Source organism: Neorhizobium populisoli, from assembly GCF_019430945.1.
GTDB lineage: Bacteria > Pseudomonadota > Alphaproteobacteria > Rhizobiales > Rhizobiaceae > Neorhizobium > Neorhizobium populisoli.
On sequence record NZ_JAHYCB010000015.1, the window covers coordinates 16,838 to 43,641 of the forward strand.

A 26,804-nucleotide genomic window follows, 5' to 3' on the forward strand; every position below is an offset into this window, starting at 1 on the left:
TGCGCAACCGGGGTGGGGCAGGAAAGTTCCCATCATTTTCTCCATGTCTGAACTGCAGTTCGGCGGCAGGGAACTTTGTCGACTGCGCTGTGTTAGCGCCGTCGAAACCCAGGAGAGTCCCAATGTTTTATACCGATAACAAGCTGCAGTTTCCCGTTCGCGTGGAAACTCCAGATCCATTGTTCGCCCGAGCGTTGCAGCAGGCAATTGGCGGCGTAGAAGGTGAAATTCGCGTGGCGATGCAATATTTCTTCCAGGCTTGCGGCGCCCGTGGCAATCCGAAGTTCCGCGATCTGCTGATGAACACAGCTGCCGAGGAACTCGGCCATATCGAGATGCTGGCGACAGCGGTCGCACTTAATCTTGAAGGTGCTCCCGTTTCCATCAAGGATGAAGTCGCCGCCGACCCGGTGGCGAGCGCGGTGCTCGGCGGCCTCAACATGAAGAACCTATTGTCGGCCGGCCTATCCGCAATGCCCGTGGATTCCGACGGCGTGCCGTTCGACATGTCTCACATCTACGCCAGCGGAAACATCGCCGCTGACATGACCGCGAACGTTGCCGCGGAATCGACCGGCCGCGTGCTGGCAACCCGCCTCTTCAATCTTACAAATGATCCGGGTATGAAGGAAATGTTGTCGTATCTTATCGCCCGCGACACAATGCACCAGAACCAGTGGCTGGCCGCGTTGGAGGAGCTTGGCGGATCGAAAGCTGTCTTCCCAATCCCCAACAGCTTCCCGCAAGAGCAAGAGTTGAAAGAGTTCAGCTATGCCTTCCTCGGCTTCCAGAACGATGGCAGTGCGCCACCTGCCGGCCGCTGGTCGGAGGGAACGTCCATAGATGGGAAGGGTACGTTCTCCTCAACGTCGCTGGAGCCGTTGGGACAAACGCCGGTGCTGGGGCCGGCGAAACCGAAAAGCGGTGCGCAACTCGAGCAGATGTAACGGCTTTCAGGGCCGGGCAGCCCACCGCCCGGCCTTCGTAACGGCACGACCTACAATCGTTCCTGGGCCAACGACCCACTACTACAAAGGGCTCTATGAGCGTCACCAAAAAGAGCTGGCCCCGATCGGCCCGGTGGAAGTAAAGACCTTGCTACGCCGGCACTATACTCCATGATCACACCGTATTTAGGCGTAGTATCATCGCCAATGATCGGATGATCGGGCTGCGTGTTGCCGGATGGTACCCCTAGAGGCATCTATGTCCACTTCCACGGCGGGGGCGTGGGTGCTGGGCAATGCACGCCTGGATGACGGGATCACCCCGCAGATTGCGAAAGAGTGCCAGGTTCTGGCTGTTGCGGTCGATTTCCACAACGCTTCCGACGACCGCGTCGACAAATTTGTCGACGACCGTGAGGCTGCCCTCGAATGGATGTGTGGAGCCTTGCGGCGCTCGGCGTCGCGCGAATTGTGATTGGACGCGAATCATCCGGTGCTCATCTGGCGGCTCAGGCTTTGCTGCTGTTGAGAGACCGGGGAATGGCAACGGCGTTTTCGGTTTCATCTCGACGTGTGGAGCGTTTGATTCAGCGGCTCGCCGAGCCTGAAGCGCTCGACCGATCGCTCTTTGATCGCCAGCGGGCCCCCGGCCTATCTATCTTCAGAGGCTGCGCCCACACTTGCGGCGCGAAGAAGCGGGCGGTCCTTGGTTCGCACGACTTCACGGGCTGCCACCGGCTCTTTTCATTGCCGGTGAACTCGATCCCATCATCGACGACACTGAAATGCCCCGAGCGCGGCAGCGGGCTAACAGCAACGCGACCCTGACCGTTTCTCCCCTCGGCTCGCATGGCTTCAATCGCCTTCCATCGGCACTCGCGGCGATGACAAATGCTTCGGCAAGACGATGAATCACAGCGATTAATGCCGGGGATCACGATCCGGTCCGCAAGCTGTAAGCGAGGGGCTAATAGACGAGACGGCCCCAGCCTTCATCCCATGTTACGTCTTCTGTCAATTCGACCCAGATATCGTCGCCTCGACCATGGCTTTTGGCGATCGCAAAGGCTGCGTCGGGCTCCATCTCCTCGCCGGGAAAGATCGTATCCTCGTTTGCCGTGTCCGCGACCTTGCGGACATAACCGCGGATCTGATCGCCCGAGTGGTAGAACTTCACGACGATGTCGCCCTGCTTCGGCAGACCCTCGTAATATCTTCGGTATTCAAGCATGCTAATCCTCGTTAATGAATCTTGGCAGTAAGGCTCGGCCGACCCCGGGCAGCAGAGACGAAGCGAACCGGTCGCAGCTCATCGATCCACCTCCCCAAAAACGATGTCTAACGAACCTAGGACCGCCGAGACGTCGGCAAGCTGGTGTCCCCTGCACATATAATCCATCGCTTGCAGGTGGGTGAACCCTGGTGCCCTGATCTTGCAGCGGTACGGGCTGTTTGTTCCGTCAGCGATCAAATACACGCCAAACTCGCCTTTCGGAGCCTCGACGGCGGCATAGGCTTCGCCTGCCGGAACATGGAAGCCCTCTGTATATAGCTTGAAGTGATGGATCAGGGCCTCCATCGAGCGCTTCATCTCTGCGCGTTTCGGCGGCACGACCTTGCCATCGGCAGAGGAGAAGGGGCCCGTCGCTTCGCTCGACAGCAGACGGTCAACGCACTGCTTCATGATGCTGGCCGATTGCCGCATCTCGATCATCCGGATCAGGTAGCGATCATAACAATCGCCGTTTTTGCCGATGGGTATTTCGAAATCCAGCTCCGAATAGCACTCGTAGGGCTGCGATCGCCGCAGATCCCACGCCGCGCCGGATCCGCGAACCAGCACACCGGAAAAGCCCCATGCCCAGGCGTCATCTAGCGATATTACCCCGACATCGACATTTCGTTGTTTGAAAATGCGGTTGTTGGTTAGCAGACCCTCAATATCATCGAGCGTGTTTGGGAACGTCTCGCACCAGCGGCCGATATCCTCGACCAAGTCTCTTGGAAGATCCTGGTGCACGCCTCCAGGCCGGAAATACGCCGCGTGCATGCGAGACCCGGAGGCGCGCTCGTAAAACACCATCAGGTTCTCGCGCTCTTCAAAACCCCATAACGGCGGTGTCAGCGCACCGATATCCATGGCCTGGGTAGTGACGTTGAGGAGGTGGGACAAGATCCGGCTGATCTCGGCATAAAGCACCCTTATCAGCTGACCGCGGATCGGAACCTGCAACCCCAGCAGCTTTTCGATCGCCATGCAGTAGCCGTGTTCCTGGCACATCGGCGCTACATAATCCAGCCGATCGAAATATGGCAGAGCCTGGAGATAGGTCTTCGCCTCGATCAGCTTTTCCGTCCCGCGGTGCAAGAGGCCGATATGGGGATCTACGCGCTCAACCAGTTCTCCGTCGAGTTCGAGGACCAGGCGAAGGACCCCGTGGGCGGCCGGATGCTGCGGCCCGAAATTGATGTTGAAATTTCTGACATTGTGCTCGGGCATCCGCGTCCTCAGCCTTTGCTATCGGTTGATTTTTCGTCGCCAGGCAGGACGTAGTCGGTGCCCTCCCACGGGGACAAGAAGTCGAAGTGTCGATATTCCTGACGGAGTTCGACGGGTTCGTAGACGACCCGTTTCGCGGCATCATCGTACCGAACCTCAACGTAACCCGTGAGCGGAAAGTCCTTTCGCAGCGGATGGCCTTCGAACCCGTAATCCGTCAGAAGTCGCCGGAGGTCCGGATGACCCTCGAACAAGATGCCGTACATGTCCCAGGCTTCCCGTTCATACCAATCCGCAGCCGGGTAGACGCTGCACGCCGATGGCACCGGCAGGTCTTCCGTCGTTGTCAGCTTAAGCCGAACGCGCTGGTTGAGCTGAGGCGAAAGCAGGTGATAAACGACATCGAAACGCTCCGCTCGCTGCGGCCAGTCCACCCCGCAAATATCCAGCAGACAGATAAATCTGAACCTCATGTCGTCACGCAGAAGCAGCAGGAGAGGAATTATCGTCTCGCGGCTCGTGGTTAACGTCAGTTCATCGAGGCGGATGTCAGCCGCCGTGTAAAGACCCGAACATGTCGTCTCGACTTGCTCTCGCAATAAGGAAAGATTGCTGTCCACCATCTGCGCCTCTTAACTTGGAAGCGCTCAAACAATGGTTCGAGGAAAGAGTTCCTCGCTCGGTAATGCGGCAGGTGTTTCGGTGCGCTTCGGTAGGTCCGGCCTGACGGTCAGAGCGGGATTTTCATTGTGGCAACCAAACCTTGCGGATCATAGCTGAGTTGTACGTTGCCGCCGAGATGCGCGCCGTTCCCTGGAGCAATTCAGAGCCATACCCGTTGCGTCCGGGCGGCTGCACGACAGGGCCTTTTTTCTCACGCCACTGGCAGTTGAGGTACGTCCGTCCGCGAACGCCCTCTTCCAGCGATGAGGTGACGATACTTCGCCATCGGTAACAGACAGCGCCCTTGTTTTACGGCGTTGGTCGTCAGCTCGTGGAAGATCATGCTGCGGCCAGAATCGTCGAGCTGCCGACCTCGACAGCCGGCCCTCGACATTCGAACCGACTGGCCCAGGTGCCGCCCACTGGCCCAAGCGATGCGCGGCGATGGCGCGCTCTCACATATACCGATCATTCTGGTAAGTGGGGCACAGGGGAGCGTCGGCCGGTTATCCTGGGCTTTTGGCGATGGCCAGCGCACGGTCCATCATCAACGTGGAGCTCACAGCCACAGCCTACGATCCGAGGCGGATGGATGCTCAGCCGCTTGCGCTGGCGCCTCGGCTGTGCGCAGTGCCGATTGACGCTACACGCATCTAGGCCAGGAACGGCAATTATGCGGCATCTGACAGCTCCCTGAAGGTGATCGAATATCGCAGCCGGTCGACGGGAGGGATCGAATGTTCCCATACAGTTCGTGCCGGGCCAGACAGAACGTAGATGGATCCGGGCTGGGCCTCGGTCGATGCACGCTCCCACTTCTCGCCGTTCCGGCGGCGAAGGCGAAATGTGCAGGGCGATAGCAGCGAGATGCCGACGACAACGCCAAAGACGGCCTTGTCTCGATGCCAGCCAATTGGCGCGCCGATATCATATTCGCTCACAAGGGTCTGCTGAAGACGCTCCGGGGCCAATCCAGCGAAAGCAGCCGCGATGTCACGCAAAGGAAACAGAATGTCAGGTATGTCATCGGTTTTCCGGAGCGAGGCGAGAGCAGAATCATACTTCCAGCCGAATGAAACGACCCGTCGCTTGCCCTCGAAACCATGGAAGTCGAATGCCTTGAGCGGCAATGTTCCTATCCACTGAACGAGTTCGTCCTGCGTTGCCTGAGAAACAGCATCCGGCTTGTACTGGAATCCCTCCGGCAAACGCTGCGGCAGATCGCCGAAAAGATCATCCTGCATGCGCGGTGTTCTTTAATTGCAATCGCCTTGACCGCTTCGTCAGCAATCCGGCCGCGGTTCTCGGGTGCAGGTCACGTGGGTCAACACCAACGTCGAACTGGCGCGGCATGGGCCTTAATCTACCATGAGAATGACCGTGCAGATTGATCGACCTCTTGCCCATCTGGTTCCAGGTGCGGAACGGATATCGACAGAGAATGAGCCGCTGGCTGTCGATCGTCAGTTCTGCATAGTGCTGAACGCTCGCCCATCGGGTAGCACATGTGGTTTCGGCTGGATAATTGTTGCCGACGTGGCTGGCCTGTTTGAATGCCAGGCAACGAAAACTATCCCATTTCGGCTCGTATTGCCAACCGCCGCCCGCCGGCAAGCTGTCTGCGGACCCTGCTTCCGTTGGTTCGATCTCAAGGGAGAGGCCGAAATTGAAAACCTCGGTAGCTGCCTTTGTCACTTCGGTGCCCTTTGCTAGACGCCGCGCCTCAAAGGTTTACTCTGGCGACGGTTCGGCTGCTTCAGAGCCCGCGACATTCTCGCTTCTCGGCTCTTTACTGCTTGGCGAAGGCACCTGCTTTTGCCGCTTCAAATCCCTCTCGACGGTTTCCCTGCTGCCTTCCGCCGGATCCTGCTCTGGGTGCTTGTCATCGTTCATCATCTCGGTTCTCCTTCGTGACGCAAACCTCATCCAGAACCGAAAGTTCCTCCTCTGTACCGGCTTGCGCACAAAGCCACACCATGACCACAGTGCGCTCGGTGCTCCGGCGCCCCCAGATAGAACCCGGAGGATCGCATTGCTGCCTGTCTTTAAGGAGGCGCGGGGGGTGGTCACCGCACGAGCGGTGACCGTTCAGACAAATCATTCCTGATCGTAGTGGCGGCAACGCCTGCCTGGCCCATTGCATGGCTGATCTGATCGAGGCCGATCACGACATCCCCAGCCGCGTAAAGGCCGGGAACATTTGTCCGCTGATGATCGTCGACGCGGATGCACCCCTCATTCGATAGTGTTGCTCCAACGCAGGTGACGAGCTCGGACCGTACATCCGAGCCAAGCGCCGGGTAGATGGAATCAAAGCGATATTCCGCCGCTCCCGCCCGTATAAGGATCGCCTCCTGCTCGACCTCGAATTTGAGCGGTCCGCTCTCGAAATGGATCCCGAGTTCCGTCAACCGAGCCTGTTGGTGGGGCTGAAGATCATGTTCGCCCGGTAAGAACAACTTGACCTCGCGCGTATAGCTTCTGAGAAAAACCGCCTCGTCAAACGCTTTTGCGCCTTGTCCGACAACGGCAACTTGTTTGTCGGTAACCTCAAATCCATCGCACACCGGGCAGTAGCGGATCAGCCCCCGACGGAGAGCTTCGTCATGCTCGCCCTTTGGCATCGCGGGCGGCCGGTTGATTACCCCAGTTGCGATCATAACGGTTCGGGCCGGCAATGTGTGATTGCCGAAAGAGACAAGGAATTCGTCTCCTCTCTGGCTCAACGCGTTCACGTGCTCGTTGACGATTTCGGCGCCGTAGGTGAGCGCTTGAGCGCGCATCCTCTCCAGCAGTTCGCTTCCGCCGATCCCGTCCGGGAAGCCGGCATGGTTATGGGAGATCGGGATAGTGGCTGCTCTGCTTGTGCCATCGTCAAAGACAATGACGGAAAGATGGTAGCGCGAAAGATAGATCGCAGCTGTCAATCCGGCTGGCCCGCCTCCGATGATGACGCAATCCCTTCGTTTCAAACCCATCATCTTGTTCACTTTTCGTATTAGGTTACGGTGGTCTCGCAAAAGGCAGGCGAAGATCTACCAGGCCGGGCGGGTTATCATCAGCCAGACAATGGCGAGGACAGCGCCGAAAGCAGGAAAGCCGAAAAAGAACCAGCGCCGGAACAGCGCATAGTACCGCTGCGGCAATTCAAGCCCTTGTCGGTCGGCTTCGGCCGCGAGGTCCCGCATCTCCATCTGCATCCACACGACCGGCAGCCAGAAGATCCCGGTCAGGATGTAGAGCATGATTGAGACGACGATCCAGCCGTCAGTGAGAGAGTAGCCAACGGTCCAGGCGAGTGCGATTCCACTAACGGGCTGCACCACGACAGCAGTTGCGGTGAAGAGGAAGTCCGCGAGAACCACGATGCGAGCGACAGGTGCGACCGTCGACGCCTTTCCCGTTCGATGCGCAATCAGCATGAAGAACGCAATTCCAGCTCCGGTTCCCAGCAGCACGCAGGCGCCGATGATGTGGATGAATTTCAAGAGGAAGTAGAGCATCAGCGCTCCTCCAGTATCGCCAGGGCCACCAGATGAAGAACGAGAATGGGCCCGATCTTCAGGAGCGGCCCAAGGGGCTCATTCCAAAGCGCAGGGACGAGGATTGTGCCGGCGATGGCATAGAAGATCGATACGAGGACTGCAGCCCATAGACCAACGCGGCTCGTTCGCCGGAACGCGATCATTGCGCCTATGACAATGTCTGCCAGAGCTCCTGCGATGACCGAAGGCGCCGATAGCTGGCCTGCGGCTGCCCGGTCCATCAGCGTCATTCCTTCGTCGAAGCCGGCCGTAAGGGAAATGATGCCGGTCGAGATCCAGAACAGCGGCAGGACTATGAACATCAACGGCTTGAGGAAGAAGAGATTGGCAAACCACCGCTCCTGCACGGTCGCCGGGGTTGAACTCAGTACTTCGGGTAGGGAGCGAGGATAGATGCCGACTACCACAGCCCACGGCTGCGGGTCGCCTGTCGCTCCGCGGACGATTTCCTTTTTCGCCGTCGTTCGCAGCGCTGGCCTCCAGCCGAGCAAGCTTGCGAGGTCGCCGAGGGTGTAAAGCAGAGAGGCGATGACCGTCGGCAGGCGGATCTGAGTGGCCGGACCTCTGCCAAGCCAGCGGCGATAGAACGCGACCACGTCTTCAAATCGAAGCCGCTGCGGGCCCACCAGCTCCAGGACCACGCGGCTCCTGGCGTTCGGCTCGATCAACCGCACCACTGTTTCAACAACGTCCTCCAGTTGTACGACCTGAAGTTCAGCGGCGGCAGGCATGATCGGTAGTACGGGGAGAGCGGCCAAACCACGGATGAGAGCACTTGCGCCAAACGCCGAACGTCCAAGCACGACGGAAGGTCGCAAGATGACCCAGTCGAGGTCACGCGCCATCAGGACATCGTCACCACGCAGTTTGGTATCGGAAAATGCGCTTGGTTGTTGTCGATCGACGCCGATCGCGGAAAAATGCACGACTCGTCTGACACCAAGCTGCTCGCAGGCCTGAAAAAGGGCCGCTGGGCCTGCGACATGCGCCCCTGCTAGATCCTCTCTTGCGCTCTGCTGCAACACACCCACGCAGTTCACCACCGCATCGACATCCTCCAGAACCGGAAGCCATCCATCGATTGCGGTTGCGGTCGCGACGTCGAGATAGATGGTATTGGCGACACCATAAGGTCGACGGCTGCCTGGCCTCACGACCCCAACGACCTGGTGGCCCTCCCGAATAAGCCGCCCGCATATCGCCGAGCCTATGAGCCCGTTCGCGCCCGTCACAAGAATGTTCATCGTTTCCCAAGAGTTTTAAGCAATCAGATTTTCTCCGCGCATGTGCGCGCGCCAAAGCAAACTTCACGAACGTGCCGAAGTTCCCTAGAGGTGGACCGGCTAGGCGGAGGCTTCCAAATTGTTTGTCCGGCCGGCATTCAAACTGAGTTCACGGTTGTTGCAGTACACGTCACGGCTATGGAGATGCCGAAAAAGGACCAACGGCTCTGGGGCCTGCTGTCTGCGCTACCGACGGATATGGCGAAGGCCGCCTAAGGGCACCGGGCTCAAGACGTCAATACGGTGCTGGAGTTTGGCTTGATGTTGGCGCGGGGCGACTTGAAGCAGAGACGTTATCGCTTGACGGCGGTGGGGGCACAGTTGACGAAGCGGCATGTCGATCAACACGAAATGGGTAAATAAGGCTGCGAACACATGCTGCGCCTGCTTTGGCCCGTGGCCGGCTGCGGCGTCTCTTTTACCGCCACATCCGGTTTGGCTGGGCCACGCTCCGCATCAACAGCTGCAGTCACCCGTAACTCCGAGTAAGCCAAAGTCGGAACAAATGTGGCGGAAAGGTGTTTACCGGCCATGTTGGCCTCCGCCGACATGTCTGCCGATCCGGCACCATTTCCTTTTACGGAGTACATTCATGGCGACCAAGACCCTGGAAGACCTCTTCATCGACGGCGTGAAGGACATCTATTATGCCGAGCGAAAGATCGTAGCAGCGCTGAAAAAGATGATCCGTGGCGCGCAGTCGCAGGACCTGAAGACAGCATTCGAAACCCACCTGCAGGAGACCGAAGGTCAGATTGAACGCCTTGTTCAGGTGTTCGAAATTCTCGGCAAGCCGGCCCGTGGCAAGACCTGCCCGGCGATCGATGGCATCGTTGAGGAAGGACAGGAGATCCTGGAGGAATTCAAGGACTCGCCGGCGCTCGACGCAGGTTTGCTGGCTGCTGCCCAGGCCGTTGAGCATTATGAGATCGCCCGCTACGGCACTCTTCGCAATTGGGCTCGCGAACTTGGCAAGGATGACGTCGCCCAGCTTCTCGAAGAGACCCTGGCTGAAGAAGAAAAGACCGACGAACTGCTGACGCAACTTGCGGATGCCAAGGTCAATCGCAAGGGCAAGACAAAAGCTGCATGATATCAACGGGAGCGGCATCGTAGCCGCTCCCGTTCCGCCGGCAAACCAACTGGTATCCCGGGTTAACCGGCGACAGAGTTGCGTCCGGCCCGACTGTCGAAGCTCTTGCAGGATAATCTCTTGCGTTTTCTACGTGACAGTGGCCTCACCATTGCCCCTTTTCGGTATTGACAGTAGGCGGAATGCTTTTGACCGGCTGGGGGGTCCACAATGAGGAGCTGACCCAGCATGGGGCGCAGCAGCTTGACTTGTGGAGCGATGCGCTCTCAGGGCACTTCTTGTCGGCTCTGTTCGAGAAATGGGAGAGTGAGTTCCTGCAGATGTCGGCCTATGTGATGCTGACGGCCATCTTCTTCCAACGCGGCTCGGCAGAATCGAAGGATCCCGACGAGCCTGCCTCACAGGATCAGGACCCGAGAGAGAAACAGCACGATGCTCGAAGCGCCTTGGCCTGTTCGAGTCGGTCGGGTAGCGCGCTCCCTCTATTCCTATTCCCTCGCGACAGCACTGGCGATCCTCTTCATCCTGAGCTTTCTGCTCCATCTGCGTTACAGCGCTGAAGACGCGAATGCCGGAGGGCTCATCCATTGCCAGCCCGCAGTACCCCTCATTGAGCATCTAGCCAGTACCCAGTTCTGGTTTGAATCCTTTCCAGAACTGGCAGTCGGAATTTCTGTCGACTGCCGTGCTTGTGGTCCTGTCAATCTTCCTACGCTTCAAGGGGCGCCGGAATCAAAATCCGTGGCAGCACCTCACTCTGAAACGGGCAGCTGATGGCCGGTCCCAATATTCGCACGACTGACGGTGACGAAGACGTCATCAGGGAGCCCCGGGAGCCACAACGGTGGCCGCATCTAACGGCCGGCGAAGCAGTTCGGGTGCGGCCCGTTTTAAAGGTATCGCCTGCATGATTTCTGGTTGCCCCTCTGAAATGACCGGGCGGCACATCAGCGACAGACCCGCCGGCAGCTATTGCGCCAGGCGGTTCTAGACCGATCGCCAGGTCAACTCTGCATCCTCCGACGCGGCCTGACCCACGCAGGCCTCGGGGCTGCCAAAGAGGAATCCCTGCATGAGATGAGGGCCCTTCGATGATATCACCGCTCGTTGTTCTTCTGTCTCCACGCCTTCCACGACCACCCTCAACCTAAGGCTTCGACCAAGTGCAAGGGCACAGTCGATGATCACCCCAGCCACAGGGTCTTTATCAAGGGCAGCAACGTAGCTGCGATCGATCTTGAGTGTGTCGAAGGGGTATCGCCTAAGGTTCGTCATTGACGAATAACCGCTGCCGTAGTCGTCCATTGCAAGCCTTACCTCGAGCGCCCTGAGCCTAAGAAGGGACTGCGCTACCTCGACACGATCTTCAAGGAGCGACGTCTCGGTCACCTCCAGTTCGAGCCTCGCAGCGGAGAGACCGCTTGCGGTGAGGGCGCCACTCACCTGATCAAGCAAATCAACGGAGAGAAGTTGCCGCGGCGAAACGTTCACGGCCAGGAACAGGTTTTCGTCCCAGCTTGCCGCCTGCCGGCACGCTTCCTGGAGAACCCATGCGCCGATCTCGACAATGGCGCCGCTTTCTTCCGCAGCCTCAAGGAAAACGGCGGGCGATAGAACGCCATAAGTGGGATGGCGCCAACGCAATAGTGCCTCGTAGCCTGCCGGCTGCCCTGACAGGGTATCGACGATGGGCTGGTACAGTAGAAAGAATTCGTTTTCTCTCACTGCCCGTCTAAGCTCGTCCTCAAGCCGCCGGCGCTCCCGCATTTGTTGATCGAGGAAACGGTCAAAAGCGCATACCCGCCCACGCCCTCGCGATTTCGCGCGATACAGAGCCGCGTCCGCGTTGTGCTGCAGCTGACTAAGGGTGCCACCATGGGCAGGAAAGGCCGCGATCCCCACGCTCACCCCCAGCGCAGCTGCCTTTGGATAGGGGGCGAAGACCGCTTTAAAGCGCGACATGAAGGCCGACGCTACTTGTTGCCCCTCGAAATCAGAACTCGCAGGGAGAAGCACGGAAAACTCGTCCCCCCTATTCTTCCGATGAGCGCTGTGCTGCCGAAGGACGATCTCAGCACTTGGGCGACTTGCTGCAGCACCAGATCTCCTTCGCCATGGCCATGAATGTCGTTGATCGCTTTGAAGCGGTCGAGATCGAGGATCAGCAGAGCCGCAGCTGATCCTTCAGCCTCAGCCAGGCGGATAGTGTTCTCGGACTGAGCGTTGAATGCCCGCCTGTTCAAAAGACCTGTCAGCGGATCGTGTGAGGCGAGGTGATCGAGACGCTCGTGCGCTTCAAGGCGTTCGCGAACGTCGCGTAGTCCAAAGACCAATGTCTCGCGCCCGCGGTACTCGATGACTCCGTCGACGATATCGACCGGCACCCTGCCGTCAAGGGATTTGACAAGTCCATGTTTTCCTTCCTTCTGCTCAAGGAAATTTTCGAGAGGAAGTGCCTTGAGCTCGGCGAGCGGCTTGCCGACCATCGATACGAACTGCTCGTTAGCATGAATTATCATACCCCCTCGCGTCAGGACAACAGCCTCAGACGTGGCGTTCGCAAGACCTTTCACATCCGTCAGGTGTCGATCGAAGAAGAGCGCCGCGACGCCTGCCGCGATCAGCAAGCTTGATACAACGCAGACAGCTGCTGCAATACCGATACGATCGATAAACGTCAGGCCATTGTCCGGACCGGGATAAAGCGGCACGACGCGCAGCCCGCTCATCGAGATCAGGTGGTGGCCGCAGACAGCCGATACCAGTAGCAATGCAGTGATTACCAGTCTCGGTCTGGTAACCTGACCGCAGGCGATCAGCATCGCCGAGACCGTAAAGACGCCACCGACCGCCCACGCCGCAATCAAGGTGTCCGTGCGGCTTTCAACAACCGCAGAGTCGCTGATAGCGCTGAGCCCGACTGTATGCATCCCAGCGATTGCAAGTCCGAGGAGGCACCCACTCGCTACGGCGCCCCCACAGCCCGAGATCCCGACCAGGGTATAGGTCGCGAGGCACTAGATCGCGATCGCGACCAGAATGGACGCGCCGGTTTCAAATATCTGATAGGAGACGGGAATGCTGTAAGCCAGCATCGCGAGGAAATGCGTCGCCCAGATCGTCCCCCCAAGCACGATGCCAGCAACGCAAACCCAGAGATTGCGGTGTACTCTTACACACCGTCGCGCGCGAGACAGCATGAACAGCCGCAAGGTTTCCCCCGACGCAAACACAGACTGCCACGAGCAGAAGCGGAAAATTATGCTGCTCGGCAATACAGGAAACCAGTGAGATCATCGCCACCTCCGGTCTCCACACTTTCATGCGCTATATAATCTGCCGTTAGGCAGCTTCCTAAAAGTTTAACTTCTGTTTTGATTGTTCTGGGTCATCTGAAGAAGCGTGTCCCTCCCCTCCCCTCCCCTCAAGTCCGCGTAAATAGGGCGTTTCCTGAGGCGGAGGAACTCCTGCCAAGTCCAGAGGTTCGCTGTCGAAATCTCCCAACGACTGACATCTTGAACCTTCGCACCATTCTGTCGGCCGCAATCTTGCTAACCGCGAGCATGAGGACAAGAAACTCGGCTTGATAGAAGCCGTTCCGGCCATCGGGCTGGGACGAACCGGGCTCATCCTGCTATGGCGCGGAAGCCGCACTGACCGTGCTGTCCGCCTGGGTAGCCCGGGTTTTGTGACCTTGCCGCTGACGCTCGGTGGCGTCGTCGAACAGCACCAGGATATGGTACTGTAATGTCCGGGTGGACAAAGCGCCGGACATCGACAAGGATGGTGCGTTGGCCTATCCACAAAAATCGTGTCACCTAAAAGCCCGTGACAGCTGCCGCGCGCGGTATGACGCCGGCGATCAGCTCGCGGAGCTCGGGGATGTCCCGTTGAAACGGTCGCCTCCTCGCGCATGGCCCCCTCTTCCGCCGCGTCAGCGACAGGGTAAAATCAGGTCTTCAGGTAACCGAGCGTGCATCCGACCGTTCCGAACGCAAGCGGAGTACAGATGCGAATATGGGTCCAGTCGCCCCTTGTGGTGCGGCGGCGCAGGTTCTGGATTCATGCACGGCAGCACTTTTCCAACCTGCCTTGACGACCGATATAAGGGTGCTCTGACGGATCGAGGTAAGCGTCGTCTTAAGATCGGGCGAGTTCAACCGTGCTATAGCCGGCATCCATCACGAGCGGCGGAGTGACAGCTGGCTTCAGTCTCTTCGGCCGTTTCGTCAATGATGCGCGCACCGCGTTGTCGCGTGAGATACCGACCGACCCACTGGATGGCGACAAGAAGGCGCTTCTCGAAATTGATGAGGAGATAGACGTGAACAAGTGCCCAAAGCAGCCAGGCTGCCCGGCCTTTCATCGTCCACTTTCCGAAGTCGAAAACAGCGGCGTTCCGGCCAATCACCGCCGTATTGCCGCGATTTTTGAACGTGAAGCCTGGCAGGGCATGGCCACTTCGCAGACTTTTTCCCAGGTATGCGCCTTGCTGCTTGGCGACCTGCGCTAGGCCTGGCAGAAGCTTCCCGTCCGCCCCATTGAGTGCGGATGTGTCTCCAATGGCGTAGATGTCGTCAAACCCCAGGACACGAAGGTGATCATCAACAGGAATCCGGCCGCCCGCGATCCCGGGTATCCCGAGCCATGAGTGGGCAGGAGATGCCTTAACGCCAGCGCCCCATATGACCGACCCGGTGGGAACGAATTCGCCCTCGATCTCGGCCCCATCCTCGCGAATATTCGTTACCCGTCTGCCTGTGCGGACCTCGACCCCCATCTTTTCGAGGTACGACCTCGCGTACGCAGATAGGTGCTCGGGGAACGCGGCCAGTAAGCGTGGTCCCGCCTCAATGAGGATCACTCTCAGATTGTCGGGGTGGAGCTTTCGAAAGTCGCGACTGATCATAAAGCGACCCAATTCTGAGATCGCACCGGCCATTTCTACGCCCGTCGGTCCCCCGCCGATGACAATGCTGGTGAGCAACGCCTGCTTCTCCAGCTCGCTCTTCGCCCGCTCAGCTTTTTCAAAGGCCAGAAGCAGCCGATGACGGATCTGCCGCGCCTCGTGAATGCTTTTCAGGCCGGGCGCAAACTGTCGCCAGTCGTCGTGTCCGAAGTAGTTATAGTCGGAGCCGGTGGCGATGACCAGCTGATCGTAAGACAGAAGATCGCCGTCAGACAGTGACACTGTGCACGACGACGGATCTATACCGGCCACCTCCGCCATGATCATGTTGATGTTCTTGAACCGGGCAAGCGTTTTACGGATCGGCTCGGCGATGTCGGCGGGCGACAGAGCGGCTGTTGCAACCTGATAAAGCAGGGGCTGAAACAGATTGTGGTTGCGACGATCGATGACCGTCACCACAATGTCCGGAGCATTACCGAGTTCGATCGCGCAAGCCAAACCGCCAAAACCGCCGCCCACGATGACCACGTGGCGGGAGGCACGGGGTACGGCATTGAGGTCAATTCGGTCGGGATACGCAGTCATGGATCAGCTCCGTCGATTGCTTGGGATAGGTCGCGCGCTCGACCGGCGCTTTATGTCGGCAGGCCGAAGCAGCGCAATGAGAGCAGGTCTTCAAGCGTGAAGTTTGGGCCGAAGAGAAGAAACGACCACACCGGTCGTGTCGCGAGGACGAGACCAAGGCCGAACGCCGCCCAGATCATCGCGGTGCGCAGTTCACGCAGCGTCTCAGCCATGACGCCGCCTCAGCATCAGTACGCCGACGGCTATCATCGCTCCACCCCAGGCAAGGAATACGAGATCCCAGAAGAGCCACTGCCCGCGCGGCACTGTTTCGTTGACGTGGTGCAGGCCGAGAACATGATGATCGACAATGCCTTCGACCAGGTTGAATGCTCCGAAGCCAATGAGCATCGTCGCGACGAGGTCGGCTGTCGACCAGAGGAAATGGCTAAGGCGGCCGGACCGCCACAGGATGAAGAGACCGGCGAGCACGAAGACATAAGTGCCGGAGTGGAAGACGCCGTCCCAGAAGGTGTTAAGTTCGAGGTTCTCGATTGTGGTGATTGGATACCGCGAGCTTAGCATATGATGCCACTGCAGAAGCTGGTGGAGAACGATGCCGTCGAAGAAACCGCCAAGCCCCAAGCCCAGCAGCAGGCCGGCGGATAATGGGAAGCTTCGTGAGGCGCGGCGCTCCAGGCCTGTCATGCAAGCACCTTCGCCGCGACCGCTGCTTCCACAAACGCCTCGCGGGCGAGCTTAGGGCTGCCGTGGTTTGCAACGGCGTCGACGCAGCGGCGTTTGGCGACAGCCTGTTCCGATTGATGGCTTGACGGCCAGCGGTGGAGAAGCGCCGCCACTGCCGCGTCAGGCCCGTCGATGCGTTCCCGCATGCCATTCCCGATCCGTATGAAGACGGGCGATTGCCACGTTACATGGAAATCGACGTCGATGACCTTGTCCATAGAAGACCTCCATCAGTAGTTTCCGACGAACATTCGTACGGCATCCAAGTTCCCTTGCTTCCGACTTGATATGAAACCAACGAGCCGCAACAGCTCGAACAAGGTCCTCGGCCTCCGGAAGCACGCGATGCTCGCTGTGGCAGCATCAGGGGCCTCGCCATGGCAGGCCTTCACGAGGGACCGGAGAAGCCGGTGGAAATGTGGGAGTTTCCGCGACATCTAAGAAAGCCGGAGACATGCCGGGGGACGTCGAAGCGGCGGCCGCCAAGTGAGACGAGGGAACTCTCCGCATGTTTTAAGGTTAGGCAACACTCGTGATGGAGCTCGACCTTGCGCATTATCCCTACGTCACTGCATGGAATAGCCGACTACGTTGTCGGTCTCTTTGTCATCGCCCTGCCCTTCATCTTGAACCTAGAGGTTTCCGCCAGTTGGTTCTTTGTGGTGATAGGTGTCGTGGCGATCTCCTATAGCCTTCTCACCGACTACGAGTTCGGTGTCGTGCGCGTCCTGCCCATCCTTTTCCATCTCTTCCTCGATGCCGTTTTTGGGCTGCTGCTACTTCTGGGACCTTGGCTCCTTGATCTTCCGCAGAATGCCCGCTGGTCGAGCAATGTGATAGGCGCCCTTGCTCTGGCGCTGGTCGCAACTACTAAAATTCGAGCCAAAGGAACGGCGGCAACGCATCTGAAGGAGAAATAATATCATGAAAGCACTGTGCTGGCACGGCAAAGGCGACATCCGCTGCGATGAAGTTCCAGATCCCCGAATCGAAGACGGTCGAGACGTCATCATCAAGATGACGGCCTGTGCCATCTGCGGATCGGATCTTCACCTGATGGACGGATACATCCCGTTCATGGAGAAGGGAGACGTTCTCGGTCACGAGTTCATGGGTGAAGTGGTCGAGGTCGGGCGCGACAACAAGAAGCTGAAGGTCGGCGATCGCGTTGTCGTTCCATTCACGATCTGCTGCGGTGAATGCCAGCAATGCCGGAAGGGGAACTGGTCCGTCTGCGAGCGCACCAATCGCAATGCCGACAACGCCACCAAAGCGTTTGGCTATCCGACGGCCGGGCTGTTCGGCTACTCGCATCTGACGGGCGCCTATGCTGGGGGCCAGGCGGAATACGTCCGTGTACCGTTCGCGGATGTATCACCAATCGTCATTCCGAACGGGATGACCGACGAACAAGCGCTGTTTCTCGGCGATATCTTCCCGACCGGTTGGATGGCTGCGGCCAACTGCGAAATCGAGCCGACCGACATTGTCGCGATCTGGGGCTGTGGTCCTGTCGGCCAGTTCTGCATCAAGAGCGCGCTGATGCAGGGAGCTGCGCGCGTGATCGCGATCGACAATGTACCGGAACGGTTGGCTTTGGCGCAAGCCGCGGGTGCCGAAACCATCAACTTTGATGAAGTTGATGACAACATTCCGGATGTCATCAAGCAAATGACGGCCGGCCATGGTGCCGACAAGTGCATCGATGCCGTTGGCGCGGAATCACACGCGACCGCGTCTTTCGACGCCATCGTCGACAAGGTGAAAGCCGCTACCCTGCTCGGAACCGACCGGCCCCATGTTCTTCGGACTGCAATCATGGCGTGCCGGCCCGGCGGTATTGTCTCGGTACCAGGCGTCTACGGCGGCTTTCTTGACAAGATCCCGTTCGGCGCCGCTATGAATAAAGGGCTGACGATCCGCACCGGCCAAACTCATGTGAACCGTTACTCGCTCGATCTCCTGCGTCGGATCGAGGAAGGCGAGATTGACCCAAGTTTTATCATCACCCACCGCGCAAAGCTGGAAGACGGTCCGGGTCTTTACGAAACTTTTCGCGACAAGAAGGACGGCTGCATCAAAGTCGTCCTGACGGCATGAGGCAAAAGGGCGGCGGTACGCGCCGCCGCCCTCTCCTTGCGCTGCTCAATAAAGCTCCCGCCGAATAGCGACTTTAAACCAGTGCGACCGGCAGAGCCCGTTTGTGAGAGCTCGCGTAATGCGTCGCGATGATCTTCTGCCTTGCAACTTCCGAAACGTCCTTTCCTTCCAGAAAATCGTCGATCTCGTCATAGGTGACGCCGTAGACGTCCTCATCGGGACGAAGCGGGGCATCTGTTTCTAGATCGGCCGTCGGGACTTTGAAAACCAATTCATCCGGTGCGCCGAGATGCGTTGCGATGGCCCTAACGCGTCGTTTCGTCAGGCCGGACAAAGGGAGGATATCAGCAGCGCCATCGCCGAATTTGGTGAAAAATCCCATTAGCGCTTCAGCGGCCTGATCGGTTCCGATAACAAGTCCGCGTGTCGTGCCAGCTAGCGCGTACTGCGCGATCATTCGCTGGCGCGCTTTGATATTTCCGAGATGGAAATTGAGCCTTGCGGTATCCAGAAGGTCGCCGCCCTCGACACGCACAGCCTCCAACATTGCATCTGTGGCCGGCTTAATATCTATAGTTACAACTCGGTCGGGTTTGATGACTTGCAATGACCTTTGCGCGTCTGCTTCGTCGGCCTGGGTGCCGTAAGGAAGTCGGACCGCGATGAACTGAGCTTCGTGCCCCTGCGAACGGAGGCTCTCGACGGCTGACTGAGCAAGCATCCCGGCGGCCAGTGAATCGACACCGCCGCTGATTCCAAGCACATAGGACTGCAAGGACGATGCGCGCAAATAATCTGCCAAAAACCGGATGCGCTGCTCCGCCTCTGCTGCTGCATCGAAGCTCTTGGCCACGCCCAGTCGTTCGGCGATCTGAGATTGCTGATCGTGAAATGTCATTTCTTTGCCTGTGTTGAGTGGCTCAACCGTAACGCCTGATGAACGTTTCCGTCTCGACAATTTCCACTTGAACGGAGAAGCGATCGCCGAGAAGTTGGAGTGATGCATCGTATGTGTCATCAGCGCCGCTGCAAACCGCGTCCTTAAGCAGTTTGACCTCGTATCCGAGATCGATGGCTCCTAGAGCGGCAGCGAGGACGCAGACATCGGTCTCACCGCCGGAGATGGCAAGCGTCTGCACACCTTGCGTCTGCAGCTTGCGGTGAAGATTCCCATCGATCCAGGGCGAGTAAGTCATCTTGTCGAAAACCTTGGCCGGGGGGATGTAACGCTTAAGTTCAGGGATGACATCTACCATTTCGGGCCCGAGACGCTCAAATGTCATATTTTCCCACTTGCGATAGTAGTCCCGCCAGGCTCCTGGCACCTGCTCGGGGCTAACCGGCGGGACGAAACGTGTGAAGATGGTCTTCTCAGGATGTCGTCCGGCTATTTCGACGATAGCAGGCGACACCTTTGCCATCCATGGCACATGCCAAGGCGTATCCTCCTTGAACATCCGCTGCATGTCGATGCAAAGATGGACCCAGTTGTCACTCAACACGTCTGCCTCACTTCGTGGTGCCGTAAAGCGGCTTTCGGCCAACGCGGGCCACCTTGGCGGCTTCGATTTCCTCAAGGGGCGTCCGACTCGTGTCGATGCTTTCCGCAACGCGCGCCGACCCCTGTGCGCCGAGTACAGGTTTATCGAAACGATTGTCTTTTTTTTCTTCAGACATTCTCACACTCCATATCCGGGGCGGGAGGCATATCGTTCTCAATCAACGAGGTCCGAGGACGCCATCTCGACATGCCTCCCATGTTGCGAACTGCCAATCAGCTCGAGAGTTTCAGTCTGCTTTCGTACGGTCCATTTATCAACGACTAGCAGGAGCGCGTAACGGTCCTACCGTCGATACTGAAATATCGTCTACCGTTCTTTTTTGCTCTTATTGTCTTGACCTTCCAAGCCACTTATTTCGGCTCCTGCAATATGAACTTGCATCTGCGACGGCAGATGCGCAATCTCAGCGACCCTTCGGCCGGAGCGGCCGTCAACTCGCCCCTTCAGCGAATCTTGCGACGTATGGCCGACGTTCGCTGCTATTACGCAGACGGCATAGAGCCTCAACCCGATGTCAGCCAGCCCTTGACTACCTGGCCACCAGAGACTAGCCGTCCCAGCATTTTCGCATACGCCGGTCGCAGCGATGACCAACGAAGGATGTGGAACCCATCCAAACATGATCGTCAGGAACGGCCCCGCAAAGACAAGGTGGACGATGCCCGCGACGAGATAGCGGATGGACACGGCCACTCAAGCACGCCCGCCACCCCGCGGTTTGGTGCTGAATATCTCCATCTTACTGAAGCTTTCGCTTCAGAACGGCGAGCACCCTGGCTGCGCCCGAAGATGATATGGTGTGCCTTGTACCTAGTTTTACATCGACTTCGACCTCAAACCTCGCCGTCCCCAGTTGCGAAGCGGCGAGCGTAGAAGCAGTTGCCGGGATCGTCGTGTCCGCCTGACCGTGTACCAGTAGGATCGGCGTGGTCCGACTCAAGGATAAAATCGGCTGCGGAGGAAGAAGACCTGAGAACGCGACCACCGAACCGATCTTCCAGCGTCCGTTGGCGACGGCATCCAGGCCCATGAGAGCGCCATGCGAGATGCCCGTGAGAGCGACGCGGTCGTGCACTTCCTCGAACCCTTCGCGCCGCGCGACATCTTTGATCAGCGCGTCGAAGACCTGCTGCGCGGCCAGAATGCGCTCGGGCGCGAGGGGGTTGCCTTCGGTCGTGAACCACTGATGGCCCCGCCGATGATGCATAGGAGCATCCGGCGCTACGAAGCAAGTGCCAGAGAGGGCTGTCCCGCCAAAAAGCGGCAAGCGGCATGAGCTGCGCGCCGGAAGCGCCGATCCCATGGACAAGGATTACGAGGTGGTCGTGCGACGCCATGATTTTCCGTGATCGCTGAAAAAGGTCCGAGGGCGCTCGACCCGAGGCAGGGAGCAGCCCTCTCACCCGCGCAAGCCATCACGATGGCGCCGGCGGACGGCGCTGCGGAGGCTCTCTTGGGGGTGGCAGACACTACATGGTGTCGGTTCCGCGATCTCGCAAGGACGTCCGCTACGTCGTACGCTAGCGGACGCGCCCCTTCGGACCTGTTGATCCTGATCATCGTGATTTCCATATGTCGGGAAACCCCAAAGGATTTGTCATGGTGAGCAGGCTCAGAAAAACTCTGACCGTGCAAGAACGCGCGGCGGCTTTCGAACACACGCACAAGGTCGCGGCGGACGCTCTGGAGGAAGAGCGCCGGCTGCGTGAGGAGAAGAGCGGACGGCTTCGGCGGCTGCGTCTGGCAGCCCGCGAAAGCGCTTCTAGTTGACCACCGGAACCCGGCCCGCGCTCAGGCATTTTCAGGACGCCCTCAAGGAGAACGACATGGATCATCACACTCACGCAAAATCATCGCTGGACCTTCAGGCGGCTCGCCTTGCGAAAGGGTATAGTCTTGAGGACCTTGCAATCGCCACAGGGCTTACGGTGGAGGAAATTACGGTCGCCGAACAAGGGGCTGCTCCGGCGCAGCATCTGGAGCGCATTGAGCACGCGCTGACCTAAGGAACTCCGGGATGGCCTCGTTGTTAGAGCGCCGTTCCATAACCCTCGGAGAAGTTCATGAACCGCCGCACAATGCTTTCTGTCGCTGCAGCCGCAGCCACCCTTCCAGTCCTCCTTTCCTCTACCGCCAGCTTCGCGCAGACCGCCAAGGCCGCAGGCGACGCTGAGAAGAAGCACGCCGACGAAACGAAGAAGGTCGGTTCGCTGTCGCTCGCGACAAGCCGCGTCGCCGCCGAGAAGGCTTCCGATCCTATGGTGAAAGAGTTCGCGAAATGGGAGACCGCGGAGCAGGAGACGATTGCCGATATCCTCAAGTCGATGGAGATGGACGGCAAGGCCGAGGGCGCCCTCAAGCCGCCGTCAGACAGCGAGGTGCAGGCGATGCTCGACGCGGAAGGCAAGGCCTCGCTCGAAAAGCTGAAGGCTGCCAGCGGCGCTGCCTTCGACAAGGCCTACGTAGCGTCCCAGCTCGAGGGCCATAAGAAACTGTTGGCGATCCAGGAAGACTACCTCAAGGTTGGCCAGGTACGAGAGCATCTCAGCGTGACGAAGCTCGCGCGAGGCCAGATCAAGGAACATATCGACCATCTCGACATGCTGAAATCGAAGATTGGATGAAGATGATGTGACCACGGATGAATTGGCACGACTTCAAAGGGGGCCGGCGGAGACGCCGGCCTTCTTGCGTTAATGTGGCGCATCGTCTTGACGAGTTGCGACCGGACTTTATCTGCCTGTGAATGAGACCCGTCCCATCCCCGCCGAAGAATACAGACGCAGATCGCTTCCTAAAGTGTCAGGAAGCGATGGCGGACGGGGTCTCAGACGTCGCCCTCTCCGCGATTAAGGCGGGATGGCGGCCCGAAGAGGTCGCCGCCGCGCTCGTCGAGTTGGCAGATCACGTCATGCTCGGAATGCTTGCGAGCCGGGACGTCGAGTGCAGCCAGGCAAACCTGCGCAGAAGATGAAGGACGGAGTTACCTTTTCCCTCTCCATGTTCAAGACTGATCGGTCATTCGCGGCCAGGATTTCCGGCGATGCCGACGACACGTTGCGGTCTTCGCTGCTTTATTCTCGATGGCGTGCCAGCTTGGCGTGACGCTTATGCCTGTGGCAAACGGAGAAGCACCTTAGTCGTCCCCCTTCTCGTCCAGAAAATCCTCCGCCGGGGCATGATCATCGGACCCGGAGTTTCGGAACCTTAACGCCACGTCCCGAGCGTAACGGTGCAGGTCGGAGCGCAGGCGAAGAACCGCCAGATCTTTCCCCTTGGCCTCGAGCATGACGTCGAAGTCGAACTCGTCTACGATCCTCATAAATGTTGCGAACTCGAACGGATGACAGAAGTCCGCGTGCCTGGTCGTCACGGGGGCGAGCAGCTTCGTGGCTTTCTTCTTTGTGACGCGATCGATAACGACCTTTTCCTGAAAATCTATCCTCGGCGACGAGAAATGAATCTTCGGCTGCTGCCCGTCAGGCCATGTCCTCATGAAGCTCGAGAACGTTTCCTTCAGATCGGCGCGTTCAGGGTTTAGGCACCAGAAATGATGATGGTCGAAGATGAGACGTACGCCTGTCTGCTCGTGTATCCATAGCGTGTCGGCCGCAGAGAAACGAATGTCGTCATGTTCGAGAACCAGCCGCCTTTTCACCGGCTCCGGAAGAGCGTGCCATGTCTGTACCCAGCGTTCACGGCTGGACTGCAGGTCGCCGTACGCGCCGCCCACATGGATGACGACGACGGACTCGGGTCCGAGCTCCATCAGGTCGAGCATCTCGGCTTGGCTCTGAAGATCCCACACGCTTTTTGCGACGAGCTCCGGATCGGGGCTGTTGAGCACCACGAACTGTGAGGGATGAAACGACAGCCGGATGTCGAGATCTTTGGCCTTTCTGCCAACTGCCGCGAGCTCGCTTCTGCTCTCTTGCACCATGCCATGAAACTGGGGCATGTCGGGGTGCGTCGCATACGGAGCGATATCGGAAGACATCCGGTACATGTCGATCCGATGTCGCGCCAGATGATCGAGAATGGCATCGAGATACTCGAGCGAGGTCTTCAGATGCGGCCCGCTGGCTGCCCGTCGGGCATCATTGCTCTTAAGGTCGTCCCGGACCATCACCTTGACGGGAAATCCGAGCCGTGAAGTTCGCTGTCGCATGTATGTCCTCGGTATGTGTGTATATGGGAACACGTTAGCCTGGCAGCGGGACGCAGAAGACCGCACCCGACATCGGCGCCCGTCTTTGGTCGGCGTCGCTCATCCCGTCGTAGGCGGTCGTGATGATGATCTCCCCGTCCGCGATGTCGCTACTTGTCACATTCGGTACGGGCAGCTCGACGGATTGGATCAGATCGCCGCGGTGGGTGTATATTTCAAGGGCCGCCCCCCCGAAGACTGCGACGAGCAGCCTGTTTTCGGGATCCATGCAGAGGCCGTCGGGTGACCAGCCGTCCTTCTTTACGAACACCCGCTTGTTAGTGGGAACTCCCTGTTCGAGATCGTAGTCATAGACCCAAATCGTGCCCCGGCCGGTGTCGGCGTGATACATCAGCGCGCCGTCCGTGCTCCAGGCCTTGCCGTTGGCGTTGGTGAACCCGCCTTCAAAGAGCTCGAGCATCCCGTTTTTGAGTACGTACAGCCCGGCAGTCTCGCTCGGCTCGGGGCTCGTGTTTATCGAGCCCACCCATAGCCTGCCCTTGGGGTCTAGCTTGCCATCGTTCAGACGATGGTCATGCGGCAGTTCTATCCTCGCAATCGGGGTTTCCCTGCCCGTCGCCGGATCAAAGTCGTAGATGCCGTCACGGAGCCCTAAAACGAGGCCGCCAGTTGCGCTCGTGAACACGAAGCTGACCTCCTTGCTCACTGACCACGACTGGTGGCTCCTCGACTCCATCTGAAATGCGTGAACGGCTTTCCCTTTGATGTCGACCCAATAGAACGTCGAACTCCTTCCATCCCAGAAGGCTCCCTCTCCGAGCTGGCTCTTAGGCAGGTCTTCATCGAGAAGTTGGGGGATCATTTGCGTTCTCCTGGATGGATAGGATGGCGTGGAGCAGCGTGAGATGGCTAAGGCCTTGCGGAACGTTTCCCAAAGCCCTTCCTGAAGAAGGATCGATCTGCTCGCTCAAAATGCCAAAGTTGTTTCCAAGCGGCACCAGGAGATCGTTCAGCAGTTTCTCGGCGTGATCGACGTCGCCAAGAAACGCGTAGGCTTCAACCAGCCAGCACGAACAGGCGACGAAGGCGGCCTCCTCTTCCGAGGCGCCAGTGTAACGGTAGACGAGCGGTCCGACTGCGAGCTCCTTCTCCACGGCCGCGCGCGTCGAGCGCAGACGTTCTTCGCCATCGAAGCCGAACCGAGTGGCAAGAAGCAGGACGGCATCCAGTCTCTCCGTTCCGGAATGCATAGTGTAGGCCTGCTTGTGCTCGGACCAGCAGTGCTCGTCGATCCATACTCGGATTGTATCGCGCTCACGTGCCCATACATCCCGGCGATCGCGGGGTATGTGTCCTTCCTCGGCGAGCCACACCGCTCTGTCGAGCGCCAGCCAGCAGCCGATTTTGGAGAATGTATAGTGCTGGAGATCCTCAAGTTCCCAAATTCCCGAGTCCTTCATCCGCCACCGGTCGACGACCTGGTCTGCCAGTCGCTCCAACAGTCTCGAAGCGCGTGGGTCGAGAACGTGTCCCATCTGCGCAAAGAGAGCCGCCGTCTCCAGGAAGTCGCCATAGCAGCTCAACTGGATCTGGTGCTTGGCCCGGTTTCCCCGCCTGACCGGAGAGGAACCGCGGTAGCCCGGAACGTCGATCTCCTCCTCGTCCGGGACCTCCCCGCCGCGAAGGGTGTAGACGACTTTTGGTTTGGGTCCGTCATCGTCGATGGTGCGGACGAGCCAGCCGAACGCGGCGATGGGTTCCGAGAGTGCTCCGGCCCGGAGCAGCGCCTTGATCGTGTAGGCGGCGTCCCTCACCCAGGCATACCTGTAGTCATAATTCTTTTTGCCGCCGATGCGCTCGGGGAGGCCTGCGGTGGCGGCGGCGACGATTGCCCCCGTCTCGGAAAACAGCAGGAACTTGAGGGACAGCGCGCACCTGACAAGGTCCGCCTTGAACGGGCCCTTGTAGGTCAACGTTCCGGCCCATCGTCTCCATTCGTCGTCGCTGAGGTCGATCCGGCCGTCGATGTCGGACACGGCGGGTATCGCCAATGGTGCCCGGTCGGCGACGAGCAGCGCGACGCATGTCCGGCTTTCTGGATGCGTCACCAGCCTTGCAGTGGTCCGCGTATTGGTCTCCTCCTCGATGTCTACGTCATATCCGTGACAGAATGTCGTGGTAAGATCGCCGATGTAGCGGACGCGCGCGTTTGGATGCTCTACACACCGTACGGGACCTCCGGCACAGATGGGCGCGAGCACGATTTCAAACTCGACGGACCCCGATAGCCCTTCGATGCGTCGAGCCAACTCGCACCAAGGGAGCCGCCCGGACACTCCGCTGTTAAGCGACTCGGTGACTCGCGCGCTGCCGCAGTCTGTGATGAACACGGTTTCGAGGACATTGCTATCATCTCGATAGCGCCTCTCGATCGAGAAAGGCTGCGTCGGACGAAGGGTGAAGTGGCCGCCCTCCGGATCATGGAGACGGTTGAACAGTGGTGGCGAGTCCATGTCGGGTGCGCACCACCAGTCGATGGCGCCGTCCGCCCCGACGAGTGGAACGGAACGCCCGTCGCCGATCGCGGCGTAATGTTCGAGGGGAAGGAAGCCGCCGGACCGCTCCGGCTTGAGGGAATGAAGCATGGAAGTACTGGGATTGCCTGGCTTTCGATCTTTGTGACGACAAGAAGCGTCTGGAGCGCACAATGTTCCCTTGAA

32 protein-coding genes and 2 pseudogenes are annotated in these 26,804 nt (G+C 58.8%); 10 read left to right on the forward strand and 24 right to left on the reverse strand.

Annotated elements, in window-relative coordinates; all coding sequences use genetic code 11:
* Positions 1–122: 122 nt before the first annotated feature.
* Both KX729_RS28460 and KX729_RS33805 read left to right on the forward strand, forming a co-directional pair.
* Positions 123–947 carry a manganese catalase family protein gene (locus KX729_RS28460; RefSeq protein WP_219745860.1) on the forward strand — a complete coding sequence of 275 codons (825 nt, stop codon included), beginning with the start codon at positions 123–125 and terminating at the stop codon, positions 945–947.
* Between the two features lie 259 nt (positions 948–1,206).
* Positions 1,207–1,422, forward strand: coding sequence for an alpha/beta hydrolase fold domain-containing protein (locus KX729_RS33805; RefSeq protein ID WP_246617924.1), 216 nt, complete (start codon positions 1,207–1,209; stop codon positions 1,420–1,422).
* A gap of 492 nt (positions 1,423–1,914) precedes the next feature.
* Here KX729_RS33805 and KX729_RS28470 read toward each other — a convergent pair whose 3' ends face one another.
* From KX729_RS28470 to KX729_RS28515, 9 genes are all read right to left on the reverse strand, one after another.
* Positions 1,915–2,178 carry a hypothetical protein gene (locus KX729_RS28470; protein ID WP_219745861.1) on the reverse strand — a complete coding sequence of 88 codons (264 nt, stop codon included), beginning with the start codon at positions 2,176–2,178 and terminating at the stop codon, positions 1,915–1,917.
* A 78-nt stretch (positions 2,179–2,256) separates the two neighbouring features.
* Positions 2,257–3,447 (reverse strand): NADH-quinone oxidoreductase subunit D, encoded by a 1,191-nt coding sequence (locus KX729_RS28475; RefSeq protein ID WP_219745862.1) that lies wholly within the window; start codon positions 3,445–3,447, stop codon positions 2,257–2,259.
* A gap of 8 nt (positions 3,448–3,455) precedes the next feature.
* A complete protein-coding gene (locus KX729_RS28480) occupies positions 3,456–4,070 on the reverse strand; it encodes an NADH-quinone oxidoreductase subunit C (protein ID WP_219745863.1) in 615 nt (204 codons plus the stop codon).
* Positions 4,071–4,781: 711 nt separating this feature from the next.
* Positions 4,782–5,354: an alpha-ketoglutarate-dependent dioxygenase AlkB gene (locus KX729_RS28485; RefSeq protein ID WP_219745864.1), complete on the reverse strand. Its 573-nt coding sequence runs from the start codon at positions 5,352–5,354 to the stop codon at positions 4,782–4,784.
* Positions 5,344–5,805 carry a hypothetical protein gene (locus KX729_RS28490; protein ID WP_312992459.1) on the reverse strand — a complete coding sequence of 154 codons (462 nt, stop codon included), beginning with the start codon at positions 5,803–5,805 and terminating at the stop codon, positions 5,344–5,346. Before KX729_RS28490 ends, KX729_RS28485 begins: the two co-directional genes overlap by 11 nt.
* Positions 5,806–5,841: 36 nt before the next feature.
* A complete protein-coding gene (locus tag KX729_RS28500; protein ID WP_219745865.1) occupies positions 5,842–6,006 on the reverse strand; it encodes a hypothetical protein in 165 nt (54 codons plus the stop codon).
* Between the two features lie 170 nt (positions 6,007–6,176).
* A complete protein-coding gene (locus KX729_RS28505) occupies positions 6,177–7,091 on the reverse strand; it encodes an NAD(P)/FAD-dependent oxidoreductase (RefSeq protein WP_246617940.1) in 915 nt (304 codons plus the stop codon).
* 54 nt (positions 7,092–7,145) lie between these two features.
* Positions 7,146–7,613, reverse strand: a complete 468-nt coding sequence (locus KX729_RS28510) for a DUF2269 family protein (protein ID WP_219745866.1) — start codon at positions 7,611–7,613, stop codon at positions 7,146–7,148.
* Positions 7,613–8,899, reverse strand: a complete 1,287-nt coding sequence (locus tag KX729_RS28515) for an SDR family oxidoreductase (RefSeq protein WP_219745867.1) — start codon at positions 8,897–8,899, stop codon at positions 7,613–7,615. Before KX729_RS28515 ends, KX729_RS28510 begins: the two co-directional genes overlap by 1 nt.
* 631 nt (positions 8,900–9,530) lie before the next feature.
* On the opposite strand from KX729_RS28515, the gene KX729_RS28520 reads away from it, so the two are divergent.
* From KX729_RS28520 to KX729_RS34465, 3 genes and pseudogenes are all read left to right on the forward strand, one after another.
* Positions 9,531–10,031, forward strand: coding sequence for a YciE/YciF ferroxidase family protein (locus KX729_RS28520; RefSeq protein ID WP_219745868.1), 501 nt, complete (start codon positions 9,531–9,533; stop codon positions 10,029–10,031).
* Between the two features lie 182 nt (positions 10,032–10,213).
* Positions 10,214–10,739 (forward strand): annotated as a pseudogene (locus KX729_RS34460) (DUF6766 family protein); the annotation flags it as partial.
* Entirely contained in the window at positions 10,723–10,833 is a 111-nt protein-coding gene (locus tag KX729_RS34465) for a hypothetical protein (RefSeq protein ID WP_312992558.1), read from the forward strand. The pseudogene KX729_RS34460 and the gene KX729_RS34465, both read left to right, overlap by 17 nt.
* A gap of 185 nt (positions 10,834–11,018) precedes the next feature.
* Here KX729_RS34465 and KX729_RS28530 read toward each other — a convergent pair whose 3' ends face one another.
* The 7 genes and pseudogenes from KX729_RS28530 to KX729_RS28560 all read right to left on the reverse strand — a co-directional run bounded on the left by KX729_RS28530 (position 11,019) and on the right by KX729_RS28560 (position 16,472).
* Positions 11,019–11,798 (reverse strand): EAL domain-containing protein, encoded by a 780-nt coding sequence (locus KX729_RS28530; protein WP_246617941.1) that lies wholly within the window; start codon positions 11,796–11,798, stop codon positions 11,019–11,021.
* Positions 11,799–11,882: 84 nt separating this feature from the next.
* Positions 11,883–12,961: pseudogene (locus KX729_RS34470) on the reverse strand (sensor domain-containing diguanylate cyclase); the annotation flags it as partial.
* An 87-nt stretch (positions 12,962–13,048) separates the two neighbouring features.
* Positions 13,049–13,231 (reverse strand): MHYT domain-containing protein, encoded by a 183-nt coding sequence (locus tag KX729_RS34660; RefSeq protein ID WP_376776091.1) that lies wholly within the window; start codon positions 13,229–13,231, stop codon positions 13,049–13,051.
* A 965-nt stretch (positions 13,232–14,196) separates the two neighbouring features.
* Positions 14,197–15,528, reverse strand: coding sequence for an NAD(P)/FAD-dependent oxidoreductase (locus KX729_RS28545; RefSeq protein ID WP_219745872.1), 1,332 nt, complete (start codon positions 15,526–15,528; stop codon positions 14,197–14,199).
* A 50-nt stretch (positions 15,529–15,578) separates the two neighbouring features.
* Positions 15,579–15,740 carry a hypothetical protein gene (locus KX729_RS28550; protein WP_219745873.1) on the reverse strand — a complete coding sequence of 54 codons (162 nt, stop codon included), beginning with the start codon at positions 15,738–15,740 and terminating at the stop codon, positions 15,579–15,581.
* Complete coding sequence (locus KX729_RS28555) at positions 15,733–16,215, reverse strand: DUF2243 domain-containing protein (RefSeq protein WP_219745874.1); 483 nt, start codon at positions 16,213–16,215, stop codon at positions 15,733–15,735. The genes KX729_RS28550 and KX729_RS28555 overlap by 8 nt, the downstream gene beginning before the upstream one ends.
* Positions 16,212–16,472: a DUF982 domain-containing protein gene (locus KX729_RS28560; protein ID WP_219745875.1), complete on the reverse strand. Its 261-nt coding sequence runs from the start codon at positions 16,470–16,472 to the stop codon at positions 16,212–16,214. The genes KX729_RS28555 and KX729_RS28560 overlap by 4 nt, the downstream gene beginning before the upstream one ends.
* A gap of 330 nt (positions 16,473–16,802) precedes the next feature.
* Between KX729_RS28560 and KX729_RS28565 the strand changes: the two genes are divergently transcribed.
* Positions 16,803–17,174, forward strand: coding sequence for an SPW repeat domain-containing protein (locus KX729_RS28565; protein ID WP_219745876.1), 372 nt, complete (start codon positions 16,803–16,805; stop codon positions 17,172–17,174).
* A gap of 4 nt (positions 17,175–17,178) precedes the next feature.
* Entirely contained in the window at positions 17,179–18,354 is a 1,176-nt protein-coding gene (locus tag KX729_RS28570; RefSeq protein WP_219745877.1) for a zinc-dependent alcohol dehydrogenase, read from the forward strand.
* 73 nt (positions 18,355–18,427) lie between these two features.
* On the opposite strand, the gene nadE is transcribed toward KX729_RS28570, so the two are convergent.
* The 5 genes from nadE to KX729_RS28590 form a co-directional block, all read right to left on the reverse strand.
* On the reverse strand, positions 18,428–19,252 hold the full coding sequence (gene nadE / locus KX729_RS28575) for an NAD(+) synthase (RefSeq protein WP_219745878.1): 825 nt from the start codon (positions 19,250–19,252) through the stop codon (positions 18,428–18,430).
* 22 nt (positions 19,253–19,274) lie between these two features.
* Positions 19,275–19,898 carry a cysteine hydrolase family protein gene (locus KX729_RS28580; protein ID WP_281423279.1) on the reverse strand — a complete coding sequence of 208 codons (624 nt, stop codon included), beginning with the start codon at positions 19,896–19,898 and terminating at the stop codon, positions 19,275–19,277.
* Positions 19,864–20,031, reverse strand: coding sequence for a hypothetical protein (locus tag KX729_RS28585; protein ID WP_219745879.1), 168 nt, complete (start codon positions 20,029–20,031; stop codon positions 19,864–19,866). The genes KX729_RS28580 and KX729_RS28585 overlap by 35 nt, the downstream gene beginning before the upstream one ends.
* 191 nt (positions 20,032–20,222) lie before the next feature.
* Entirely contained in the window at positions 20,223–20,609 is a 387-nt protein-coding gene (locus KX729_RS34940) for a DoxX-related protein (protein WP_512699461.1), read from the reverse strand.
* A gap of 46 nt (positions 20,610–20,655) precedes the next feature.
* Positions 20,656–21,123, reverse strand: a complete 468-nt coding sequence (locus tag KX729_RS28590; protein WP_246617925.1) for an alpha/beta hydrolase — start codon at positions 21,121–21,123, stop codon at positions 20,656–20,658.
* Positions 21,124–21,515: 392 nt separating this feature from the next.
* Here KX729_RS28590 and KX729_RS28595 point away from each other — a divergent pair, with 392 nt between their 5' ends.
* Genes KX729_RS28595 through KX729_RS28605 form a run of 3 tightly spaced genes read left to right on the forward strand, consistent with a single transcriptional unit; the run spans position 21,516 to position 22,540 of the window.
* Complete coding sequence (locus tag KX729_RS28595) at positions 21,516–21,686, forward strand: hypothetical protein (protein WP_219745880.1); 171 nt, start codon at positions 21,516–21,518, stop codon at positions 21,684–21,686.
* 56 nt (positions 21,687–21,742) lie between these two features.
* Positions 21,743–21,922, forward strand: coding sequence for a helix-turn-helix domain-containing protein (locus KX729_RS28600; RefSeq protein WP_219745881.1), 180 nt, complete (start codon positions 21,743–21,745; stop codon positions 21,920–21,922).
* Between the two features lie 57 nt (positions 21,923–21,979).
* Positions 21,980–22,540: a DUF4142 domain-containing protein gene (locus tag KX729_RS28605; protein WP_219745882.1), complete on the forward strand. Its 561-nt coding sequence runs from the start codon at positions 21,980–21,982 to the stop codon at positions 22,538–22,540.
* Positions 22,541–23,052: 512 nt separating this feature from the next.
* On the opposite strand, the gene uvsE is transcribed toward KX729_RS28605, so the two are convergent.
* Genes uvsE through KX729_RS28620 form a run of 3 tightly spaced genes read right to left on the reverse strand, consistent with a single transcriptional unit; the run spans position 23,053 to position 26,729 of the window.
* Positions 23,053–24,084 (reverse strand): UV DNA damage repair endonuclease UvsE, encoded by a 1,032-nt coding sequence (gene uvsE / locus KX729_RS28610; RefSeq protein WP_219745883.1) that lies wholly within the window; start codon positions 24,082–24,084, stop codon positions 23,053–23,055.
* 34 nt (positions 24,085–24,118) lie between these two features.
* Positions 24,119–24,946 (reverse strand): SMP-30/gluconolactonase/LRE family protein, encoded by an 828-nt coding sequence (locus tag KX729_RS28615; RefSeq protein WP_219745884.1) that lies wholly within the window; start codon positions 24,944–24,946, stop codon positions 24,119–24,121.
* Entirely contained in the window at positions 24,924–26,729 is a 1,806-nt protein-coding gene (locus KX729_RS28620; protein ID WP_219745885.1) for a glycoside hydrolase family 15 protein, read from the reverse strand. The genes KX729_RS28615 and KX729_RS28620 overlap by 23 nt, the downstream gene beginning before the upstream one ends.
* Between the last annotated feature and the right edge of the window lie 75 nt (positions 26,730–26,804).

Excerpts from the sequence above, each read along its gene's own strand:
- KX729_RS28480 (WP_219745863.1), bottom strand. The coding sequence starts at position 4,070 with ATGGTGGACAGCAATCTTTCCTTATTGCGAGAGCAAGTCGAGACGACA.
- KX729_RS28530 (WP_246617941.1), bottom strand. The coding sequence starts at position 11,798 with ATGCGGGAGCGCCGGCGGCTTGAGGACGAGCTTAGACGGGCAGTGAGA.
- KX729_RS28515 (WP_219745867.1), bottom strand. The coding sequence starts at position 8,899 with ATGAACATTCTTGTGACGGGCGCGAACGGGCTCATAGGCTCGGCGATA.
- KX729_RS33805 (WP_246617924.1), top strand. The coding sequence starts at position 1,207 with ATGTCCACTTCCACGGCGGGGGCGTGGGTGCTGGGCAATGCACGCCTG.
- KX729_RS28560 (WP_219745875.1), bottom strand. The coding sequence starts at position 16,472 with ATGGACAAGGTCATCGACGTCGATTTCCATGTAACGTGGCAATCGCCC.
- KX729_RS28620 (WP_219745885.1), bottom strand. The coding sequence starts at position 26,729 with ATGCTTCATTCCCTCAAGCCGGAGCGGTCCGGCGGCTTCCTTCCCCTC.
- KX729_RS28505 (WP_246617940.1), bottom strand. The coding sequence starts at position 7,091 with ATGATGGGTTTGAAACGAAGGGATTGCGTCATCATCGGAGGCGGGCCA.
- KX729_RS28520 (WP_219745868.1), top strand. The coding sequence starts at position 9,531 with ATGGCGACCAAGACCCTGGAAGACCTCTTCATCGACGGCGTGAAGGAC.
- KX729_RS28590 (WP_246617925.1), bottom strand. The coding sequence starts at position 21,123 with ATGCATCATCGGCGGGGCCATCAGTGGTTCACGACCGAAGGCAACCCC.
- uvsE (WP_219745883.1), bottom strand. The coding sequence starts at position 24,084 with ATGCGACAGCGAACTTCACGGCTCGGATTTCCCGTCAAGGTGATGGTC.
- KX729_RS28595 (WP_219745880.1), top strand. The coding sequence starts at position 21,516 with ATGGTGAGCAGGCTCAGAAAAACTCTGACCGTGCAAGAACGCGCGGCG.
- KX729_RS28485 (WP_219745864.1), bottom strand. The coding sequence starts at position 5,354 with ATGCAGGATGATCTTTTCGGCGATCTGCCGCAGCGTTTGCCGGAGGGA.
- KX729_RS28460 (WP_219745860.1), top strand. The coding sequence starts at position 123 with ATGTTTTATACCGATAACAAGCTGCAGTTTCCCGTTCGCGTGGAAACT.
- KX729_RS34660 (WP_376776091.1), bottom strand. The coding sequence starts at position 13,231 with ATGCTGTCTCGCGCGCGACGGTGTGTAAGAGTACACCGCAATCTCTGG.
- KX729_RS28585 (WP_219745879.1), bottom strand. The coding sequence starts at position 20,031 with ATGTCTGAAGAAAAAAAAGACAATCGTTTCGATAAACCTGTACTCGGC.
- KX729_RS28570 (WP_219745877.1), top strand. The coding sequence starts at position 17,179 with ATGAAAGCACTGTGCTGGCACGGCAAAGGCGACATCCGCTGCGATGAA.
- KX729_RS28615 (WP_219745884.1), bottom strand. The coding sequence starts at position 24,946 with ATGATCCCCCAACTTCTCGATGAAGACCTGCCTAAGAGCCAGCTCGGA.
- KX729_RS28605 (WP_219745882.1), top strand. The coding sequence starts at position 21,980 with ATGAACCGCCGCACAATGCTTTCTGTCGCTGCAGCCGCAGCCACCCTT.
- KX729_RS28475 (WP_219745862.1), bottom strand. The coding sequence starts at position 3,447 with ATGCCCGAGCACAATGTCAGAAATTTCAACATCAATTTCGGGCCGCAG.
- KX729_RS28470 (WP_219745861.1), bottom strand. The coding sequence starts at position 2,178 with ATGCTTGAATACCGAAGATATTACGAGGGTCTGCCGAAGCAGGGCGAC.
- KX729_RS28550 (WP_219745873.1), bottom strand. The coding sequence starts at position 15,740 with ATGGCTGAGACGCTGCGTGAACTGCGCACCGCGATGATCTGGGCGGCG.
- nadE (WP_219745878.1), bottom strand. The coding sequence starts at position 19,252 with ATGACATTTCACGATCAGCAATCTCAGATCGCCGAACGACTGGGCGTG.
- KX729_RS28600 (WP_219745881.1), top strand. The coding sequence starts at position 21,743 with ATGGATCATCACACTCACGCAAAATCATCGCTGGACCTTCAGGCGGCT.
- KX729_RS28510 (WP_219745866.1), bottom strand. The coding sequence starts at position 7,613 with ATGCTCTACTTCCTCTTGAAATTCATCCACATCATCGGCGCCTGCGTG.
- KX729_RS28500 (WP_219745865.1), bottom strand. The coding sequence starts at position 6,006 with ATGATGAACGATGACAAGCACCCAGAGCAGGATCCGGCGGAAGGCAGC.
- KX729_RS28545 (WP_219745872.1), bottom strand. The coding sequence starts at position 15,528 with ATGACTGCGTATCCCGACCGAATTGACCTCAATGCCGTACCCCGTGCC.
- KX729_RS28555 (WP_219745874.1), bottom strand. The coding sequence starts at position 16,215 with ATGACAGGCCTGGAGCGCCGCGCCTCACGAAGCTTCCCATTATCCGCC.